We start from the raw sequence: 21,776 nt of genomic DNA on the forward strand, positions 1-21,776 counted from the left end.
TTTCGATGAAAATTAATTTATTTGCCTCAAAGTAACCCCACAAATCTGAACCTATGATACTTAGTAAACCTCACGATTCCCTTTTTAGGAAAGGATTATTCCTTGTATTTGCGTTTTTTATCACAATTCTTACACACGCTCAAGTAGGAATTGGAACTATCACACCGGATCCTTCTTCGGTTTTTGATGTTACATCAACCTCGAAAGGTCTCTTAACTCCTCGTATGACTACTGCGCAACGAGTGGCCATTTCTTCTCCTGCCGAAGGACTACTGGTGTTCGACACCGACTTGGATGCTTTCTTTTTTTACGACACCAAGACTTCCACTTGGAAAAAATTATTAAGCGACAAGCTTGAACGAGATAATTATGTACTGGTGAAGAGTCAAGCCGATCTTCCAACTCCCTCCGGAGGAATCATAACCTTAGACGAGAATACCTATTACGAGATCAATGGAACCATAGCATTGACCAATTCTATTAATTTGAACAACGCTTATATTAGCGGGGTCGATGCAGGAGAAGATATTTTGTCTTCTTCAGGAACTGTATTTGTAGGTAATATGGGAGGTAGTATTCGAAATATAACGATTACCGGTGGCGGTACGGCATTTAATGTTACAGGAGGAACCTCGCTATTACTTCAAAATACCATTATAGATGGTATGAATAGCGTTGGTACCATAGCCGGGGTGGGACTTTACTTCTCTAACATCGTTCAATATGTGAACAATACAAATGGAGTCACCTATAATAACATTGGAAATTTACTGTTAAGCAATCAAGGATGGTTTTCTTCCAATGCCGGTACCTATGAGCGATTTACAGGTACTTTCGCTCTAATACAAAAGGTAAGTGGCTTTAGTACGGTAAATGGTGCGGCTATAGGTGTTGATGTAAGTGGCAATCCCACTGTGGGTAACGGAGTAATTTTTGGTAGCGCCTTTTCCGGAACCAGTACGCAATATGTGAAGCGATACACTACAGGCTCGTTTCCGGGCTATAATTTTACCAATGCATGGACCGTAAACTGTCCCGGAATCCCAAGAGAAAGTGATGATGTCGCTGCAGGGAACCTTTACTATAATGGGACAATCACCACCGGATTCGTTCAATCTGTTACTAATAACAATGAGTTTAACTTAACCGGAAATTCCGGGAGCAATTCAACCACAGCGGTAAACTTATTCCGTGTTACTTCACCACAAAATAACCGAATTACTTATACGGGAAAAAAAACGAGAACCTTTCAATTTAATGCAGCCATATCTGTTAGAGGTAATAGTGGAACAGGAGATTACTATGCCTTTTTCATTAAAAAGAATGGGATAACGACACTTACGGAGACAAACACCATATTTAGAGTGAATAACACGGCTGACATTTCAAGTAACTCGATCTCGGGAACGGTAGAACTAGCTCCTAATGAGTACATAGAAATTTGGGGTCAACGACTGCTAGGAAGCGGGACCACCTCAATTACGGTGTTTTCATTAAATCTCAGTATAAAGTAGAGCTTCTCTGCATCCATATTCATAGATACATTAGTGTTCTAGTGGTAGTTACGTTGAGAATGTAATATTTAACATATTCTTTTAACAAGCTGACCCTTTGTAGTGTACATTCGCACGATTTTTTAAAACATTTAATTTTTTATGAATAACCCCTTTACCTACTTAATTTTTGCGCTACTACTTTTCTTGGCGCCCTGTATGGTTACCCAAACAACTGCTCAAGTTGGTATGGGAACTGTTACTCCAGACCCTTCATCGATGCTAGATATTAGCTCATCGAATAGCGGATTGCTCGTTCCTCGAATGACTACGGCTCAGAGAATCGCCATTACGACGCCAGCCAACAGTCTGTTGGTGTATGATACAGCAGTTAGGGCCTATTTTTACTATGATGTCACAACCACATCATGGATAAAAATGGCTTCAGATTCGGACAAAAGAAATAATTATAAGCTCGTTAGAACCGCTGCTGACCTCGCACCTGAACTTACAGCCGGTGGTGGCACAAAGTATCTGCTTACAGCGAACACCTTGTACGAAATAAATGGAACAGTTTCCTTGGCGGCACCTATAGAGATGAACAATGCCTACATTGCAGGGCGCGACACCAACGAGGATATCCTATTGCGATCTGGAGGAGTACTGTTTACCGGGTCAACCGGAGGAAGTATTCGCGGACTTACATTATCAGCACCGGGAGCAGGCGGTACTGTATTTCAACTCTCCGGAACAACTACCCAGAATATCATTTTTAGAGACTGTGTTGTAGCAAGTTCCAACTCTGTAGGGACTATAAGCGGTTTCGGATTAGTATTCTTAAGTATTGTACAGTATGCCGGCAATACCAATGGAATCACTTACTCGAATATTAATCGCTTGCTACTTAGTAATGAAGGTTGGGATTCCAACAACACGGGAACTTTTGAAACATTTACAGGGACTTTCGATCTTATTCAAAAGGTAGGGGGTTATAGTCACGTACTCGCCGGCAGAACCGGCATGCGAGTGACCGGTGTAACCACTATCACCAGTGATGCCATATTAAAGGACGTAGTATTTTATGGAGGCGGGACGTATGTAGCAGGGACTTCACCGTATGTAGGATTTAATTTCACCAAGAAATGGACAGTTAGTTCTCCCGGAATTCCCGTTGAGAACGATGAAACCGCTACCGGAAATATTTATATCACAACGCCTGCAACCACAACATTTACTGCTACCGGAGCTGGGGGCAGAACAAAGATTTTGGGAACCACTACCGCTACAGAATTATTTAGAACTACCTCAGCTACTAGCAACAGAATCGTCTATGATGGTTCTAAAACACGAAAATTTAATATACAGGCTTCATTTACTGTCGATGCTGTGGGGAGCAATAAGTTCTTCACCTTTTATATTGCCAAGAACAACGTTGTGCTAACTCCAACTGCAATTTCTACCAAGGTAGTGGGAGGCGGGGATGTGCGTGCTCTGTCTTTTACAGGTACGACTACTTTAGCCCCAGGTGATTATATTGAGGTGTGGGCCCAAAACGACAGTGATACCTCAGGATTGATCGTGCCGTTTTTGAATCTTTTGATCAATTAGGTAATCACCGTAGTTTCGAGGCCGTTACTATTCAAAAACTCAAGAACCTTCGGTAATGTGTACCGAAGGTTTTTTTCTGCTTTTAAACTGTCATGAAACACAACTATGCTTCCAGCTTGAATATGCTTGGTTACATTCTGAAGGCATGCATTTTCTGAAACAGTCGCGTCAAAATCGGCACTTAGAACATCCCACATTACAATGCGATATCCCAGTTTCTGAAGCATTTTCGCTTGGGACGAACGCAGTTTTCCATAGGGAGGTCTAAAGAGAAGGTTTTTAGGCGTTTTTTGTCTGTATATTTTGAAGATTGCTTCAGCTGAACGCACTTCTTCAAGATATGCTGAAGGGCCTAACTTCCATCCGTTTACATGGTGAAAGGTATGATTGCCAATGGCATGTCCTTCAGAAAGTATCCTTTGAAATAGCGCAGGGTGTTTCCTCGTATTGTCGCCAATGCAAAAAAAAGTGGCCTTCGCATTGTAATGCTTCAGTGTATCTAATACCCAAGGGGTGACTTCAGGAATGGGGCCGTCGTCAAAGGTTACATAAACAAGATTCGATTCACGTGGAAACGCCCAAATTCTTTTTGGGTAGATCCACCGTAGAAATTTGGGCGTTTTTATGAAATAGGCTCTCACTCTTTAGTTTTCGGCTTCTAAAGCCTCTAGTAAGGCAGAGTCTAGTTCTGTTTGCAGACTGCTATCTTCTAAAGGAGGTTTTTCGTTTACATCCACCCCTTCACTTTCATCATAAAAATGTCGGAACAGCTTCAAATAGTCATTGAATTTTTGTGCTTCTTGCTTGGCAAATTCTTCAGTATCCATTACAATAAGGATGTCAACCAGACTTCGATAGCGTTCCATATTACTAATAATCTCATCGGCCAGCGCATATTGACGACTCACTTTCATGCCGCTAAAGAACAGTAAATATTCTTGGTATTTTTGTGCTACAGACTCATATACCGCACGGGCTTTTTTAGGCGCACCCACTTCATAATACCCCAATACATAGGGTTCTAGCAATGAATAATATTCAAAATATGCTACCGGCATTTTCTCCATAGCGAGGTCGAGTACCTTTTCGGCCTTCTCCTTTTTGCCTTCGTTGATGAGTGTTTCGGCTAAGCGAGCCAGATTGCTTCGGTAGGTAATACCATTACGGCGTGTTTCTGTATCGTGATAGATATCCGGACTTCCACTGTTACCCCAATCCCAGCTCATTACAATATCGTACATTTTGTCACTATCAATCCTACCCATATCGAAGGGATTTCGTTTGTCTACCTTGGTTCGAATGGGAACCAGCTTATAGACTACTCCATCCAACTGAAGGTAATCCTTCATCCACAAGTAATCGTCATCACCAAATGCACCACCGCTGAAATAGATAGGGCGTTCCCAATTATTATTGGCAATAACATCCAACATCATCATTCGGTTCTTATAAAGAACATCCCCTTTTAATTGAATATCGATATAAGGTACGATCTGATCTGCATCCTCCGGTGCTACAATACCGTTCCGAAGCACAGCTTCTTTATCTACAGGAATACGGATGATCTTCGAGGGAAAAGTATTGGCCATTTGACCGCTTTGTAATTCTACCTGGGTGGCCGGACTGTCATTAGCGACCCAATTCATCCACGTATTTATATCGATAGTATCCTGTTTTGTTTCTTGGAAGAAAAGGAAATCACGAGCCCCTACCCTATATTTATCATGCGTAAGCTGTGACGGTATAGGATCACTGCTGAAAGCTTTTTTCTTCATATCGTCTATATACCAATCCGTCTGGAACAAGCTCGTATTCACAATTCGTACATCCTGCCGATATCCTTCGACATTCTGAATATACCATAAGGCGAAAGTGTCATTATCCCCAATGGTAAATAGAATAGCATTCTCATCAACCGAATCCAGATACATTTTCCCCATGGATTGGGCCGTATAACGATTGGATCTGTCGTGATCATCCCAATTTTGAGTCGCCAGAAGTACCGGACCTGCAAGTGTGGTTGCGATCAGGACGATAGGGATGGCTATTTTAGGTTTCACGTATTCTTTAATCACTTCATATAATGCGTACACACCATAACCGATCCAAATGGCGAATACGTAAAATGAACCTACCAAGGCATAATCACGCTCTCTGGGTTCAAAAGGGCGTTCATTTAGGTAGACCTTTAAAGCGAGACCCGTAAAGAGAAAGAAGACCAATAAGACCCAAAAACTCCTTAGATCATTCTTTGCGTGAAATACAAGACCCAAGATCCCGAGGATAAGCGGAAGGAAGTAATACGTATTTCTCGCCTTATTATCTTTCATATCGCTAGGGAGATTGTCCTGTGACCCCAACCGAAGTTCATCAATAAATTTGATCCCGCTAATCCAATTTCCGTGTAGGTCGGTGTACTGACCCTGCACATCATCCTGTCTGCCGGCAAAGTTCCACATAAAATACCGCCAATACATATATCCGAATTGATATTCGAACATAAAGCTCATATTATCCCAAAACGACGGCTTTTGAATATCCAAAAAGGGGCTAAAATCTGTTAAGAAGTCATGATAATCTTCACTATCCACCAGGCCGTTGGCATTGGCTTCCCTAAAAGCATTTACTTCGTCGATTAATCGTTGTTCGCCGCGGTATTCTCTTTTAATACTGAAATCTACGCCACCGGTAAATTCAATATAATTTGCATTGTGTTCCAAACTCCACATTCGAGGCAGAATTGCCTTTTGTGCGTCGTCTGTATTTTGGCTTGCGTTCTTATAATTATTTACGATCACATATTTGCCAAGCGACTCATCCTTTTCATACTTGGGCTTGTCGTCCTTATATGGATTGTCCGGGTCTAAGCCAACATAAGCTTCAGTAAAGAGCGGACCGTAGAATAAATGAGTTTCTGGATATTGCTCACGATTGTAATACGCTAGTAATTCGCGAGCGTTGTTAGGATTGTTCTCATTGATCACCGTTCCGGCATTTGCGCGAATGGGTAACATGAGCCAGCTGGAGAATCCAATAAAAATGAAGAGCACGCATAACAGCATGGTGTTGAGTTGTGCATATCCCTTTTTGCGCGTATACTTCAGTCCGAAATAGAACAAAGCGATAAAAATAAGTCCGGCAATGACCGTTCCTGAATTGAATGGCATGCCTATACTATTCACGAAGAACAATTCCGAAGCACTAAAAAACTTCATTGTCATTGGGAGGAGCAACTTGAATATAAATAGAAGGATAGCCACCGTTACAACATTGGCAATAATAAAATTTCGAGTGGTTACTGTCTTATAATTCTTGAAAAAATACAAAAATCCAATGGCGGGGATTGTAAGGAGTGCCATAAAATGTACGCCAAAGGTAAGCCCGATTAAAAAGGCAATTAGGATCACCCAGCGATCGCCGCGTGGGGTATTCATTTCTTGTTCCCATCGTAAAGCCGAATAGAACAATACTGCCATAATAAAAGCAGCCGAGGCATACACTTCGGCTTCTACGGCGCTATACCAAAAACTATCGGTAAAAGCAAAAGCCAAGGACCCTACGGCAGCACTTCCTAAAATAGCAACGGCGTTATTTTTTGTAAGTTCTTGGTGTTTGGCAACAATATTCCTCAATAAAAGCGTAAGGGACCAAAACATGAATAAAATGGTAAAAGCACTCGCAAATACCGACATGAGGTTGATTGTTAAAGCAATGCTGGTTGCTTCCATGGCAAAAATGGAAAAGAAAGCCCCAAGTAATTGATACAAAGGAGCTCCGGGTGGATGCCCTACTTCCAGATTGCTTGAGGTAGTTATGTATTCGCCCGCATCCCAAAAACTGGCAGTGGGTTCCACAGTCATCCAATAGGTAATAAGTGCTACGGTAAAAACGAACCATCCTAAAATATTATTCCATTTGGCAAAGTGAAAGGAACCCATAATTTTATTGAATTATTGTTGGGGACGAATTTACTAATAATATGAATAGCCCCAAATATGAAATAGTACTAACGTAGTTAGAATACGGGATATTTTACATAAGCGTCTTGAAAAATATGCTTTTTTGTGAAAAATGTTTGTACAAGACAAAGTTTGTTTTAAATTTGCACCCTCCTTCGCTTAAAAACAGAGGAGCTTCGAAGGGCTTAGCCCTTATTTAATGAAGTATTGGCCCATGGTGTAACTGGCAACACGTCTGGTTTTGGTCCAGAAGAGTCTAGGTTCGAGCCCTAGTGGGCCAACAAAATGTAAATCCCAATCTTGAAAAAGGTTGGGATTTTTTGTATTTAATATTACTGCCGTCAAACTGGGGGCCTATATCTTCAGGTTTATGGAAGGACGTCGATGGGCCTTTTTGAACGGTAGCATGTTCGGCGATGACGACTCGTAAATATCGACTAGCGCTGTTTGTACGGAACGCTTTCACTAAGCAGTCGCCATGTATAGCCCAGTTCGCTTTTTGCGTCAAGATCGAACACCGAATAATAGCGCAGCATGTAACCGGGATTCGCAGGATCTATCGTGATGGGTATCAGGGTGTCGCTCACATGACTTTTATGAATGGCGAACCGGTTGACGACCAATTCCCAACGACCGTTTTGAAATTGATACAAATAGTACTTATTGAAGTTCGGATCCTTGATCTTGGCGGTGACTAACAAGAGATCACTCTCAAATTCGTTGAATCGAAGGCTCGACAAGGAAGCGCCAACGGTTTCAGGAATGCGAATGGGAGGAATGGCAGCGTCTTCGAATGCGATCTCTGTAACACCCAATGATGTATCCACCCCTTTTACATAGGCATAGAAAGGTGTTTGTTTGGTTATAAAATTTGCGGTAACAGCTCCCGACGGAAGTATCGGCTCGGAAATCACAGGGTTTTCGATCACCGCTTCAGTTTCAGTTTTCGGCTCCGGTTCTCCTATAATGTTCTTTGAGCCTTGTGTGGTCGAGCCCCCACAGCCTTGAAGCATTAAAAATACTATTCCGCAACCAATTATTCGGGTCATCGTATCTTGAATGTGATCACCGGCATCTTGGCATGATTTACGAGGTCTTCACTAATGCTGCCGTTAAAGAAATGCGAAAGTCCTTTGCGGCCGTGGGTGCTCATTCCAATGAGTTGCGCTTTGGTATCCCGGGCGTAGTTCAAGATCCCTTTTTCTACAGAAGTATCGTTATAAATGTTCAAGGTATATTGACTTGCATTGGTACCTTTTACAAAATCTTGCATCATCCTATGAGCTTCGGCACTGGTCCTAAAATCGTTCGGGGTGTTGATGTAGAGCAAGTGCAAGGTAGCACCTACTGCTTCGGCAAAATCCAGCGCATCGTTGAAACTTCCTTTACATTCTTCAGCAAAATCTGTTGCAAACACAAAATCTTCAATATTGAAGACCGGATGATGGTTCTTGATTACCAGCACCGGAATTTTTGAGGTGCGCACTACTTTCTCGGTGTTACTCCCTATAAACATCTCTTTAAAACCACTGGCGCCGTGTGATCCCATAACAATAAGATCAATATCATTTGCAGAAACTGCTTCACTCACATCTTCGTAGATCTCGGCATGCCCAATAGCCTCACGAACTTCGACATCCTGCAAATAAGGCTTTTGTAGGAGTTCTTCAAAATTCTTTTCAGCCAGTTTTATAAAGTAAAGCGACTCAGGGAGGCTTCCGCCGCTGCCGGATCTCGCTAAATGCAAAGGCAGATCTAACGAGTGTAATAAATAGATTACACTCGCGTGTTTTTTTGCCATTTGAACAGCGACTTGCAATGCATTTTCAGCTTGAGAAGAGAAATCTGTTGGGACTAAAATTCGTTTCATATACGGTGATTATTTCGGTTGATTTGTAACAATTAAATTACAAAAATAAAACGGGCAGCACCCGTTTTTTTAATATTAAAAAATGTAGTATATTTGCAGCGAATTTGATACGTAACTAGCTGAGGGGACAAAAAAGTCCCCTCTTTTTATAGCTGAAAATGATGCGGGAAAAGGTAACACAACTTCTGGAACAGGCGTTAGAAAAGAACAAGTCTTTATTTTTAATTGATTACAGTATTTCTGAAGCGAACCATATTCGTGTTATTTTGGATGGTGATAAGGGTGTTTCGGTGGAAGATTGTATCGCAGTAAGTCGAGAGATCGAACATAATCTGGATAGAGAAGAAGTAGATTTCTCTTTGGAAGTGATGTCGGCAGGTGTTTCAGAACCTCTAAAATTACCGAGACAGTACAAAAAGAATGTAGGCAGGACGCTAAAACTTAGAACTAAGGACGACAGTGCTTTTGAAGGCACGCTCGTTTCGGCCACAGAAGAGGCTGTGACCTTGCAGTGGAAGGCCAGAGAACCAAAACCGGTTGGAAAAGGAAAGGTCACCGTACAAAAAGAAGCGGTGTTGCCTTATAAAGATATTGCGGAAGCAAAAGTGATGATAACATTTAATTAAAGGATGATATGGAAAATTTAGCGTTAATTGATTCTTTTTCAGAATTCAAAGACGATAAACTGATTGATAGAGTAACGCTCATGGCGATACTGGAAGACGTTTTTAGAAACGCTTTAAAGAAGAAGTACGGTAGTGACGATAATTTTGATATTATTATTAACCCCGACAAAGGAGATTTGGAGATATGGAGAAACCGTGTTGTGGTAGCCGACGGTGAAGTAGAGGATCCTAACGAAGAGATCTCGTTGTCTGCAGCACGTAAGATCGAGCCCGACTTTGAGATTGGTGAGGATGTTTCGGAAGAAGTAAAATTAATTGACTTAGGTCGTCGATCTATCTTGGCCTTGCGTCAAAATCTTATTTCTAAGATCCATGAGCACGACAACACCAATATTTATAAGCATTTTAAAGAATTAGAAGGAGAAATCTACACCGCCGAAGTACACCATATTCGCCACAGGGCAGTCATACTTTTGGACGACGACGGGAATGAGATCATCCTTCCTAAGGATAAGCAAATTCCATCGGATTTCTTCAGAAAAGGAGATAACGTGCGCGGTATCATTGAAAGTGTAGAGCTTAAAGGAAACAAACCCACGATCTTGATGTCTCGCGCAAGCCCTTTGTTCCTTGAAAAATTGTTTGAACAGGAAATCCCGGAAGTATTCGACGGATTGATTACAGTAAAGAAGGTCGTTCGTATCCCGGGAGAAAAGGCAAAAGTAGCTGTGGATTCATACGACGACCGTATCGATCCTGTGGGCGCATGTGTAGGGATGAAAGGATCTCGTATTCACGGAATCGTTCGTGAACTGGGTAATGAGAACATCGACGTTATCAATTACACCAACAATCTTAACCTATTCATTACGCGTGCATTGAGTCCGGCGAAAGTGACTTCGATCAAGATCAACGAAGAAACAAAACGTGCTGAGGTAATCCTAAAGCCGGAAGAGGTTTCTAAAGCGATTGGTAGAGGCGGTCACAATATACGATTGGCAGGACAGCTAACGGGTTATGAGATCGATGTGTTGCGAGAAGGCGCTGAAGAAGACGTAGAGTTGAGAGAATTTTCCGATGAGATCGAAGATTGGATCATTGCCGAATTCCATAAAATTGGTTTGGACACCGCAAAGAGTGTCTTGGAACACGACATCAACGACCTAGTAAAACGTACCGATTTGGAAGAAGAAACCATCCGGGAAGTAATAAGTATATTAAAAGAGGAATTTGAAGAGTAGTATAAAGATTAACTACTTTTATCATATATTAAGAGAATAACAGGAGAAAGCATTTTTATGGCTGAAGTAAAAACGATAAGGCTTAACAAAGTATTACGCGAATTCAATATCTCATTGGACCGTGCCGTGGAATTTCTAAGTTCCAAAGGACACGAAATAGAGGCACGTCCTACTACAAAGATCTCGGGAGAAGAATACCAAGTGCTATTTGAAGAGTTTCAAACCGATAAGAGCAAGAAGGTAGCTTCCAAGGAAGTAGGGGAAGAAAAGCGTAAAGAAAAGGAAGAGCTGCGTTTGGCGCGGGAACGCGAGTTAGAGGAAAAGGAGAAAAAAGAAGCTTCCAAAGTTATTAAGGCCGAAGCAAAACTTGGCGGACTCAAGCAAGTCGGGAAGGTAGATCTTGAAGGGGATAAGCCCAAAAAAGAAACGGTTGCTGAAACTCCTGCGGAAGTCAAAGAACCGATAAAAGAAACACCTAAGACCGAAACGCCGGTAGTGGAAAAACCTGTTGCCGAGAAAAAAGAGGAAGCTCCAACAAAAGTTGAAGCTAAAATCGAAACTCCTAAACAAGAGACTCCTAAAACTGAGGAAGCTACGCCTAAGAAGAATGATGTTGTTGAGACCAATTATAAAAAACTGGATGGGCCTAATTTTACAGGAGAAAAAATCGACCTCACCCAGTTTAAAAAACCTGAAAAGAAAAAAACCGAGAAAAAGGACGATAAATCTTCCGAAAAGAAGGGACGTCGTCGTCGTATAAGTAAAGAACCTTCCAAAAGTGGCGGTAATTTTAGAGACAACCGAGGTGCCGGTCGTAAAGGCACCGGACGCTCAAATGTCCCTAAAGAAGAGCCTAGTGATGAAGAAGTACAAAAACAAGTACGGGAGACCCTGGAAAAACTTCAAGGGAAATCATCCAAAGGGAAAGGAGCAAAATATCGAAGAGAAAAAAGAGACAGTCACCGTCAAAAAACGGAGGATGATCTGGCACAACAGGAGGCAGCAAGTAAATTGCTTAAAGTTACCGAGTTTGTAACTGTAAGTGAGGTTGCCACGATGATGGATGTTCCTGTTACCAAGGTTATATCGGCCTGTATGTCACTGGGAATGATGGTGACCATGAACCAACGTCTTGATGCCGAAACACTTTCTATTGTTGCCGATGAGTTTGGCTATGAAGTAGAATTTGTTACTGCCGACATCGAAGAGTCTTTCGTAGAAGAAAAAGATGCTCCGGAAGATCTCGAGCCCAGAGCTCCTATAGTAACCGTGATGGGACACGTGGATCACGGTAAAACATCTTTACTGGATTACATTCGTGAAGAGAACGTGATTGCCGGGGAATCTGGTGGGATCACACAGCATATTGGCGCCTACGGCGTGCAACTGGAGAACGGTCAAAAGATCGCCTTCTTGGATACACCGGGTCACGAAGCCTTTACGGCGATGCGGGCAAGGGGAGCTCAAGTTACCGACTTGGCCATTATCGTGGTAGCAGCAGACGATGATATCATGCCGCAGACCAAAGAGGCTATAAGTCATGCACAAGCAGCCGGAGTACCTATTGTTTTTGCGATCAATAAGATCGACAAACCAACGGCCAATCCCGAGAAGATCAAGGAAGGACTTGCGCAAATGAATTTGCTTGTAGAAGATTGGGGAGGAAAGATCCAATCCCACGATATTTCAGCTAAAACCGGACAAGGTGTACCTGAATTATTAGAAAAGGTATTGCTTGAGGCCGAATTACTTGAATTAAAAGCGAATCCAAATCGATCTGCATACGGAACTGTAGTGGAAGCCTTCTTAGATAAAGGGAGGGGCTATGTATCGACCATTTTAGTACAGGGAGGAACTTTAAAAGTAGGAGATTACGTATTAGCAGGACAGAACAGCGGAAAAGTAAAAGCCATGCACGATGAGCGTGGGAATAATATCAAGGCAGCCGGACCCTCGACACCTGTTTCTATTCTAGGACTCGACGGTGCGCCTCAAGCGGGGGACAAGTTCAATGTCTTTGAAGATGAACGAGAAGCCAAGGCTATTGCTACCAAACGTACACAGTTACAGCGGGAGCAATCGGTTAGAACACAGCGTCATATTACATTGGATGAAATAGGAAGACGAATTGCACTAGGTGACTTTAAAGAGTTAAATATTATTCTTAAAGGAGATGTGGATGGCTCTGTGGAAGCGTTAACAGATTCATTCCAAAAGCTTTCTACGGAAGAGATTCAAGTGAATATTATCCACAAAGCTGTGGGTCCTATTACTGAAAGTGATGTGTTGCTGGCGTCTGCTTCCGATGCAATCATTATTGGATTTAACGTGCGACCTATGGGGAATGCGCGACAAATCGCAGATAAAGAAGAGATCGATATTAGAACCTATTCCATTATCTATGACGCGATCAACGATCTTAAAGACGCAATGGAGGGAATGCTATCTCCGGAAATGAAAGAGGAGATCACCGGTACTGCCGAAATTCGGGAAACCTTTAAAATATCTAAAGTGGGAACTATTGCAGGATGTATGGTTCTTAGTGGTAAGATCTTTAGGACCTCCGGAATACGATTGATTCGTGAAGGCGTGGTTGTGTATACTGGAGAATTGGAATCTTTAAAGCGATTCAAGGATGATGTGAAAGAAGTTTCAAAAGGGTACGACTGTGGAATCCAAATAAAGAACTATAATGACATTCAAGAAGGGGATATTATAGAAGCCTTCCAAGAAGTTGCTGTCAAGAAGAAACTCAAGTAATGACGCTATAATATATTATTTAAAAAACGCCTCCCACGGGAGGCGTTTTTTAATTTCATCATACATATATCCCATATTATAACATGACCCTTCATTTATGAATGGCGACCTTTAAATGCCTGAAATACTGCAAAAAACGCAGACGAAAGTTTGGATTTAAAAAATCTTGTCTTACATTTAGAATGCCAACAGGCTTTATTTCCTCCCCGGTTATTGTCAAAAAAGGGAACCATTATAATGGTAATTCTGAGTAACAACCGTACTAATTCTAAACACCAAACTTATGAAAACACGTTTTTGCACCGCCTTATTCGCGTTCACCATCATTACAATTAGTCAGGCACAAATTGTATCCATACCCGATACCCATTTTAAGAATAAACTGATAACCCATGATCCCATCATCGATACGAATACAGATGGTGAGATACAGTTAAGTGAAGCTCAGGCACTCACGGGAGGTTTGTTTATAAACGGAACCTTTGCCAATCCTGGTCTCATTAGTGATCTTACAGGTATCGAAGCCTTCGTAAACATTACAGAACTGAATTGTTCTTTTAATCAGATAGGCAGTCTTCCTTTGACCAATAATTTACTTCTGGAGAAAATAGATGCACGTAATAATTTATTAAGCGCCTTGGACGTAAGTTTACAAACATCACTCATTGAGTTAAATGTAAGGAATAATAACCATATTGCTCTGGATGTGTCTAACAATGTAGCTCTTGAGATCCTTTATTGTGATTCTAATGATATAAAAGATCTGGACACCTCAGCAAATACTGCAATAACGTATTTGGAAATATCCAATAATCAAATTAGTTCTTTGGATCTTGAGACCAATGTAAATTTAGAAACCTTATCTGCAAATTTCAACGCGTTGGGAACATTGGATTTGAGCAACCAATCTATGTTGAAACGCCTTGATTGTACCGTTTGTGAACTTACATCGCTCGATATTTCAAATAGCATTGCTTTAGAGAACTTATACGTACCAGCAAATCAGTTGACTTCATTGGACCTTTCCAACAAACCGGCGTTGGAATTTGTTCGCTGCACACAAAACCAAATCACATCCTTGGGGGAGCTTAACAGTCCGTTTTTAGAGAACTTATTTGTAGATGAAAATGACCTACAGCTTTTGGATGTGAGTGACACAGGTGTGTATAGAATAAATTGTAACGACAACCCTAATCTTACCTACATTAACCTAAAAAATGGTTTAAATCAAAATATGGATACCTCAAGTACGTCACTGAATGATTTTACAAATCTTCCGGCGCTAGAGACCGTGTGTGTGGATGATGATACTTCAGCATTAACGGTATTTATTGAAGATCAAGTGGGGCATTCGGTCAATTTCACCGAAGAGTGTTTGTTGGGGCTTCAAGAAAACCAAATAGCATCTATAGTATTATTTCCAAATCCCGTAAAAAATTGGATCGATATTCGTTCTGACATAGGTATTGTAGAAATTTACATTTATTCCTCTTTGGGAAATTTACTAATTCACTTTTCTGAAATTGACAGAATACAAAAGTGCGACCTTTCGTCCCTAGACAGCGGGATGTATCTCATTAAATTAGTAGATACGGAAGACAGAAGTGTCGTTAAGAAGGTATTTAAACTATAAATATAAAAAGGCAATTTATATGAAAATTAGGTTAACTATATTCATTGTTCTAATGGGTTTCAGCGTGAATGCCCAAGAAAAGTTCAGTTATGGTTTCCATGGAGGAATCACCTACGCTGTCCTAAAAACCCCCGGATTATCATTTGATGATTATTTTTCCACAAACAGTGGTTTGTTAATAGGTATCCATGGTAATTACAATATAAGTAAGCGAAGTTCATTAGTTGCAAATCTTTCGTTTGAGCAAAAGGGGGCAATGACAAATTTTGAAGGAATTATTGACCCTTCTACAGATATGCCATTTGGTATGAATGGAGAGATAAAACTCGATTATTTGGTATTGCCTGTTTTATATAGATATACCATAGGCGGAGGAAAACTAAAGTTTTTTTTGAACGCAGGATTTTTTATGGGCATCTTAATCAATTCTGAAACAAATAATCATCCAGTAGAAGCATTTGACAACACAGATTATGGATTCTCGGTTGGTTTAGGATTCGATTACAATCTTTCAGAAAAGAATCGAATGTTCATTGAGTTTAGATCAAACATAGGGGCTACTTCTATTAGCACTTTGAGGAATTCGAATGCTACAAAATTAGAGACAGGCAGTAATACGATTGTGCTAGGTTTTACATTCTTGTAAGTAATAATAATTTAGGACAGATTCTCATGAGAGCAACAATTTTTCTCATAGTCCTTTAGAAAAGAGGAGAAATTTAAAAGAAAATTAAAAAGGCAATTTGAGATAAACGCTAACAAATAGAATTACTTAAAAACAAAAGATATGAAAATAGCAATTTTAATACTATCAGTGTTCTCGCTTCTGCACATAGGATGTAGTATTAATATATCAAATGACGAATTTGTCCCTCACTTACCCCTTATTACACAAACGGGGGAGAACACTTTTGGCTGTTATATCAATGGAGTTTTAGTCACGCCACGAGATGGGACTGGATCATTTAATGTGGAAGATAAAGGGATGCAATTTTTTGCAGGGCCTTCTTCATCAGATATTAAATACCATGAAATTCGGGTCAATGATTTTGCGAGCGATAAAACATCAAAAATTAGAATCCACATTCGAGGTTTGGATTCTATAGGAGTGGGTATTTATATTGTAAATAAAAGCAATTGTCAGCAAGGTTTTCAGTCGTTGCCAACCCATAATATTCATGGCAGAGTGTACGATTTTAACGAAAGTATCTATAAGAAATACTGTTCGCTGCCCAATTCGGGAACCATTACTATTACCAGATATGATAACGGCATATTGTCCGGCACCTTTTCTTGCAGAGCCGCAAATGAAGATGATCCAAATGATATTGTAGAGATTACAGATGGCAGGTTTGATCTTGACTTATCAAGATTACAGTATGAAGACTTTCCTTAATTATATAAAAAAAGGGCATCACTGCAATGACGCCCTACGTAAATAAACAAAACCGATTTCACTCAATGTTTCACTTATTAACACTTTAAAATTATGAGAAAATTATCATTTCTACTCGTTTTTCTCCCCATTTTAACATTTATTCAAGCCCAAAATCCACTCCCAACCAAGATCGACAGCATGTTGGTGGAGATTGATCAATCGACATTTACTTCCGGAGTTCTCTATGACAGGACGGTAGGCTGGTCCAACCTCACCTCCTTTAATGATGAAGATAAACTGGCCACTGTGGATTTGTTTGAGCAAGCTTTGTCAGATATGTATAAAGCATCAAACGAACAGAAATTTGTATCTCACCATGCGTTACGTGCAAATTATACCTCCGATACAATTCATGATATAGTTGACGTTGGAATTCTTAACGCAACATTTCATAAGCTCAATTACAAACCCGAAAATGAAGGAGAAGGAGCACTGAACAAGCAACAAGACAAATTTCAAAAGATTAATAATGATCAGCCTGTTTTCATCGAAAATCATGTTTTCCTAGCTTCTCCATTGAAAGGTGGAGTTGCGGGAAATACGATTACTTTTAAATTTGAAACATCGTTCTTGATCGAAGAAAATCCTTCAAAAGAACTCCAAACTCTTGTTGTAAATTTTGATACAAATCAAGATTACCAAGTATTTAATAATGAAGAATTTATAACAAACAGTATCTCTGTGGATTATCCTGAGTCCGGTTATAAAACCTTAACATTTGAGGCAACATTTGCCGATGGCAGTTCATTGATAACCCAAGCAGTGATTCATGTACAACGAATTATTTATGTGCCCCCAAATCCACAAATTGAAAATGGAAGAATTGATGCCGAGATACCTTTTCAAGGGTATGATGAGAACACCCCTAGACTTGGAAAATTGGATTACCGAATTTTTTATAGTTCACCCAATGCAGTATTAATGAAACCTATAATTATTATTGACGGTTTCGATCCCGGTGATAAAAGAAAGTTTGAAGATACAGATCCTCATCCTGGGAGTACGAATGAAGACCATGTTTCAATTGTCGAATTTATGAACTATATGGTCGGGGAAACATCAAGAAGTTTAATAGATGAATTAAATAATTTGGGCTATGATGTTGTTTTGGTAAATCATCCAACATATAACAGTATTAGTGGAGGAAGTATTATTGATGGTGGAGCAGACTATATAGAGCGAAATGCACTCACGCATGTCAAATTATACCAAGAACTAAATAATAGGTTGGTACAGAATAATAGTGACGAACAATTGATTATTGTAGGGCCCAGTATGGGTGGACAGATCTCTCGGTATGCATTGGCCTATATGGAAAAGAATAATATTCCTCACAATACCCGCTTATGGGTTAGTGTGGACAGCCCGCACATTGGGGCTAATATTCCTATTGGTCTACAGGCAATGGTTAACCAGGTGGCCTCCACGGGAAACATAATGGCTCAAGACTTTGTAGAAAGCCAATTAGGTGCTGCAGCTGCCAAACAGCAACTTATTGAACAGTTTAACGGTTGGAATGGGAACCAATTAAGACAAGATTACTTTAACGCCCGTGCAATAGGTCAGGGTTTTTCTGAGAATAGAGGCCATCCTTTTTTTGTGCAATTCTACAATAATCTATATAATAACCGTACGTCAAATAATAGGGGATATCCGGAGGATCTGAGAAAAATAGCGCTTGTGAATGGATCCCTGACTGGGAAACGAGATTTTTTCAACCCATTTAATGAACAATTTGACGCATTTATTGATGACGGGCAGATTGGGGCAAACATAAGGGCATTTCAAACAGTCTGCTCTCCGTGGCCTGTTTGTTGGGATGTGCATATTGGAAGTTCTGAGGCCTATAGCATGCCTGGAATCAATGGGAATGGAAAAGTTTCCAGATTCAAATATCTTTTTGACGATAAATCCAAATATGCTACTAACATAAACTCACGTGGCACCATGGACAATGTGCCGGGAGGCTGGTTCGCAGGATTCAATGAAGTAGTTGGAGATATTGATGGCACAGATCCAATAGTTCCTTCCGGAGGATTTTGGTCTTCTTGGGATGGGATTTACTCAACCATCTTTTCAATTTTTTCTGACATCATTGGGGGTGCTGAATTAACTGTTTACAATAACGAGCACGCTCATTCTTTTATCCCTACCATAAGCTCATTAGGATTTTTCAACCCGGATTTTAACTGGAATGAGAAACTTAATCGAAACTTGGTATGTACCAACGAGATCCCTTTCGACAGTTATTTCGGCCCTAAGATCAACGAAAGACATACCTCCTTTACCGAAGAAAGCGTAGCGTGGCTATTGGAAGAACTGGCCGGCAATCCGCAACCTCCTACAGTTTATTTGGAAGGTGACGATATGAATGGTCCTGCAGCTGTATGCGCTAGTGGTCCTGTAGCATACGATTTTGACATATGTACGAGTCCTCCGGTGGAGAGTTGGGAAGTGTCCGATAATTTACAGATCCTAACTTCCGATGATACTTCAGTTACGGTACAAGCTATAAATGGTACGGTGAGCGGTAGCGGTTTTATAAAGGCGGTTTACCCGTATACAGAAGTTAAAAAAACAGTTTGGGTAGGTAATCCCACGCAAGCTCCAGTAATTACAGCACTCACTCAAAATTTTCCGGATTCTCCCGTGAACTACACTTTTGAGATCGATCCAAGTATTAGTACCATACAAGGGACAGTGCTGGAACGACATTGGGGTATTTTCCCGACCTATATGGTTCAGATCATGAACGAAGAACAGGTAGTTATAACCACTCCCGCCAATGAAGGAATCATGTTAGATTATTATTATAAATTCAGAAATGAATGTGGTTGGAGCCCCCAGTCTGAAGCACATGGACATACCGTGGAAGATCCTAACGGGGACGGTGGTATCGAATCGGAAATCATCCTCTTTCCAAATTCCTCTGATGCCGAATTACACATAGATTTGCGTACAACAGCCAATGATACCTATATTTTGGATCTGTACGATCAATATGCTAATTTGCTGCATCATTCAGAATGTACCAACATTCTAAAAACTATAGATACCTATAGTTTAGATAATGGCATATATTTTCTTCATATTTCAAACGGAGAAGAGCTGGTGATAAAACAGGTGGTGATCAATCATTGATTCAAATATAGCAATACTAAAAACGCCTCGATTCGAGGCGTTTTTTTATAATTTATTTTCTACGTTCTGGCTTTAGTATAAAGGCGGAAGGAAAATTTCGCTGTATCTCGACCAAGGCCCTATCTGCATCCAACCGGGTGCTGTAATTTCCTACCCAAACCTTATAATTTGGCGTTTCATATTCTATGGAAGCAGGCCAGTTGCTATACGAACCTCGGTATTTTTTGATCACATAATTTGCTTCCGTTAGTTCGCCGTAATACAACTGAATAGTATACCCGTCCGATAATTTGTTATCCTTTTCCAGCGATTTCTTCAGCTCCAACAAAGTAGCAATTTTAGCATCTTGGTTCACGGTTAACGTAGCCTGCTGGGCCATTGCACTTCCGTATAAAAAAAGAATTATTATGCTGATTGCTAATGATTTATGTGGTGACGATATTTTCATGTATTTTTGTCTTTAGTGCAAAGGTAAACCTTAATAACTTTTAGAACCGTAAAATTATTATTTAGAATAAGTATAAATTAATCATTAACACTTTATTTGCATTTCTAAAATCGACTTTAAAGCTTACTTTTGTGCCGTTATTTATGGTGCGTTTTGCGAGCAATTAATCAACATAATGGTAACCAATTACGTGCCAAACTATTGACAATAATTTAATCATTAGTATGAAAAAGGTGAATTACCGAAATCTACCCTCACGATTGTCACTTCTCTTGTTAGTGTTCTTACTAACCTTTTCAACTACCATTTTTGCACAGGAAGAAAGTGCTAACGAGGCGGAAGCAACGGAAGCACAAACACCACCTGCCGAAGGTGTTGGGGATGTCGCCGCAGGTGAAACTTTGTTCAAGGCAAACTGTGCCGCATGTCACAAATTGGATAAAAAGGCAACCGGACCGGCCCTAAGAGGTGTTGCTGAAAAATACGATAGAGAGTGGTTGTACAAATGGATTAAAAACAGTCAGGAATTAATTCAATCCGGTGATGCCCTTGCCGTCAAGCTTTTTGAAGAAAATAACAGATCGGTAATGACAGCCTTTCCGGCGCTTACCAATACTGATATCGATAACATTTTAGCGTATACCAGTGCTCCAAAACCCGAACCGACTGTAGTAGAACTTCCTGTTGGAGGAGGCGGTGAAAGTGGAAGCGGTGTTTCGAATAATGTTATTTTGGGTGCTTTGGCATTGGTATTCTTATTGTTGGTAGTGATGTTGTTCTTGGTGACAAGTACACTAAAACGCATCGCTGAAGCAAATGGCGTTACCTATGAGGAGAAAGAAAAGAAAATGCCAATTTGGAAAGCATTCGCCCAAAACCAATTTCTAGTTTTGGTGACGTCTATCTTTCTATTGTTAGCTGCCGGTTATTTCGCCTACGGATGGATGATGCAGGTAGGTGTGGATCAGGGATATGCGCCGGTACAGCCCATTCATTATTCCCATAAAATACATGCAGGGGCCAATCAAATTGATTGTAACTACTGTCATAGTTCGGCTCGAAAGAGCAAGCATTCTGGTATCCCATCCTTGAATGTTTGTATGAACTGTCACAAAAACATTGCAGAGTATAACGGTGAGGTAGATCCAGAGAATGGATATACCAAAGAATTTTACGATGCTGAGATCCAAAAACTATACGATGCGGTAGGATGGGATGAGGCCGAACAGAAATATACAGGTGAAGAAAAACCAGTGAAATGGGTCCGCATCCATAACCTTCCTGATTTTGCTTATTTTAACCATTCACAGCATGTTACAGTTGCCGGAATCGAATGTCAAAAATGTCACGGGCCGGTAGAAGAGATGGAGATCATGTATCAATTTTCTCCATTGACCATGGGATGGTGTATTAACTGTCACAGAGAGACGAACGTAAATTTAGCAGGTAATGAGTATTACGCTAAGATTCACGAAGAACTGTCCAAGAAATACGGCGTTGACAAATTGACCATCGCTCAAATGGGCGGGTTGGAATGTGGAAAATGTCACTATTAAAAT

Annotated in this window: 15 protein-coding genes and 1 tRNA gene; 11 read left to right on the forward strand and 5 right to left on the reverse strand. The window is 40.5% G+C overall.

From position 1 onward, the window contains the following. Positions 1-53 precede the first annotated feature (53 nt). Positions 54-1,514 carry a hypothetical protein gene (locus AACZ11_RS01490; protein ID WP_290628687.1) on the forward strand — a complete coding sequence of 487 codons (1,461 nt, stop codon included), beginning with the start codon at positions 54-56 and terminating at the stop codon, positions 1,512-1,514. 141 nt (positions 1,515-1,655) lie between these two features. Then, entirely contained in the window at positions 1,656-3,101 is a 1,446-nt protein-coding gene (locus tag AACZ11_RS01495; RefSeq protein WP_290628686.1) for a hypothetical protein, read from the forward strand. On the opposite strand, the gene AACZ11_RS01500 is transcribed toward AACZ11_RS01495, so the two are convergent. Together AACZ11_RS01500 and AACZ11_RS01505 are read right to left on the reverse strand one after the other, a co-directional pair. Beyond that, positions 3,098-3,742, reverse strand: a complete 645-nt coding sequence (locus AACZ11_RS01500) for a polysaccharide deacetylase family protein (RefSeq protein ID WP_290628685.1) — start codon at positions 3,740-3,742, stop codon at positions 3,098-3,100. The genes AACZ11_RS01495 and AACZ11_RS01500 overlap by 4 nt on opposite strands. A gap of 3 nt (positions 3,743-3,745) precedes the next feature. Then, the gene (locus tag AACZ11_RS01505; protein ID WP_290628684.1) at positions 3,746-7,039 is read right to left on the reverse strand and encodes a DUF2723 domain-containing protein; all 3,294 of its coding nucleotides are present in this window, start codon (positions 7,037-7,039) and stop codon (positions 3,746-3,748) included. Between the two features lie 229 nt (positions 7,040-7,268). On the opposite strand from AACZ11_RS01505, the gene AACZ11_RS01510 reads away from it, so the two are divergent. Continuing rightward, positions 7,269-7,341: transfer RNA gene (locus AACZ11_RS01510), tRNA-Gln, on the forward strand. A gap of 156 nt (positions 7,342-7,497) precedes the next feature. Here AACZ11_RS01510 and AACZ11_RS01515 read toward each other — a convergent pair. Both AACZ11_RS01515 and AACZ11_RS01520 read right to left on the reverse strand, forming a co-directional pair. After that, positions 7,498-8,109: a hypothetical protein gene (locus AACZ11_RS01515; protein ID WP_290625682.1), complete on the reverse strand. Its 612-nt coding sequence runs from the start codon at positions 8,107-8,109 to the stop codon at positions 7,498-7,500. Continuing rightward, positions 8,106-8,930: a universal stress protein gene (locus AACZ11_RS01520; protein ID WP_290625684.1), complete on the reverse strand. Its 825-nt coding sequence runs from the start codon at positions 8,928-8,930 to the stop codon at positions 8,106-8,108. The genes AACZ11_RS01515 and AACZ11_RS01520 overlap by 4 nt, the downstream gene beginning before the upstream one ends. A gap of 158 nt (positions 8,931-9,088) precedes the next feature. On the opposite strand from AACZ11_RS01520, the gene rimP reads away from it, so the two are divergent. From rimP to AACZ11_RS01555, 7 genes are all read left to right on the forward strand, one after another. After that, the gene (rimP, locus tag AACZ11_RS01525; protein ID WP_290625686.1) at positions 9,089-9,556 is read left to right on the forward strand and encodes a ribosome assembly cofactor RimP; all 468 of its coding nucleotides are present in this window, start codon (positions 9,089-9,091) and stop codon (positions 9,554-9,556) included. Positions 9,557-9,564: 8 nt separating this feature from the next. Then, positions 9,565-10,797, forward strand: a complete 1,233-nt coding sequence (gene nusA, locus AACZ11_RS01530) for a transcription termination factor NusA (RefSeq protein ID WP_290625688.1) — start codon at positions 9,565-9,567, stop codon at positions 10,795-10,797. 57 nt (positions 10,798-10,854) lie between these two features. Beyond that, positions 10,855-13,557, forward strand: coding sequence for a translation initiation factor IF-2 (gene infB, locus AACZ11_RS01535; protein WP_290625690.1), 2,703 nt, complete (start codon positions 10,855-10,857; stop codon positions 13,555-13,557). Positions 13,558-13,840: 283 nt separating this feature from the next. Beyond that, the gene (locus AACZ11_RS01540; RefSeq protein ID WP_290625692.1) at positions 13,841-15,190 is read left to right on the forward strand and encodes a T9SS type A sorting domain-containing protein; all 1,350 of its coding nucleotides are present in this window, start codon (positions 13,841-13,843) and stop codon (positions 15,188-15,190) included. A gap of 19 nt (positions 15,191-15,209) precedes the next feature. Next, on the forward strand, positions 15,210-15,836 hold the full coding sequence (locus AACZ11_RS01545; RefSeq protein ID WP_290625694.1) for a porin family protein: 627 nt from the start codon (positions 15,210-15,212) through the stop codon (positions 15,834-15,836). 141 nt (positions 15,837-15,977) lie between these two features. After that, on the forward strand, positions 15,978-16,586 hold the full coding sequence (locus AACZ11_RS01550) for a hypothetical protein (RefSeq protein ID WP_290625696.1): 609 nt from the start codon (positions 15,978-15,980) through the stop codon (positions 16,584-16,586). Positions 16,587-16,679: 93 nt separating this feature from the next. Next, the gene (locus AACZ11_RS01555; RefSeq protein WP_290625697.1) at positions 16,680-19,769 is read left to right on the forward strand and encodes a T9SS type A sorting domain-containing protein; all 3,090 of its coding nucleotides are present in this window, start codon (positions 16,680-16,682) and stop codon (positions 19,767-19,769) included. A 52-nt stretch (positions 19,770-19,821) separates the two neighbouring features. On the opposite strand, the gene AACZ11_RS01560 is transcribed toward AACZ11_RS01555, so the two are convergent. Further along, positions 19,822-20,217, reverse strand: coding sequence for an SPOR domain-containing protein (locus AACZ11_RS01560; protein ID WP_290625699.1), 396 nt, complete (start codon positions 20,215-20,217; stop codon positions 19,822-19,824). 224 nt (positions 20,218-20,441) lie between these two features. On the opposite strand from AACZ11_RS01560, the gene AACZ11_RS01565 reads away from it, so the two are divergent. Next, positions 20,442-21,773, forward strand: a complete 1,332-nt coding sequence (locus AACZ11_RS01565) for a c-type cytochrome (RefSeq protein ID WP_290625701.1) — start codon at positions 20,442-20,444, stop codon at positions 21,771-21,773. Positions 21,774-21,776 lie beyond the last annotated feature (3 nt).

The sequence above is a fragment of the uncultured Altibacter sp. genome (assembly GCF_963972995.1).
GTDB lineage: Bacteria > Bacteroidota > Bacteroidia > Flavobacteriales > Flavobacteriaceae > Altibacter.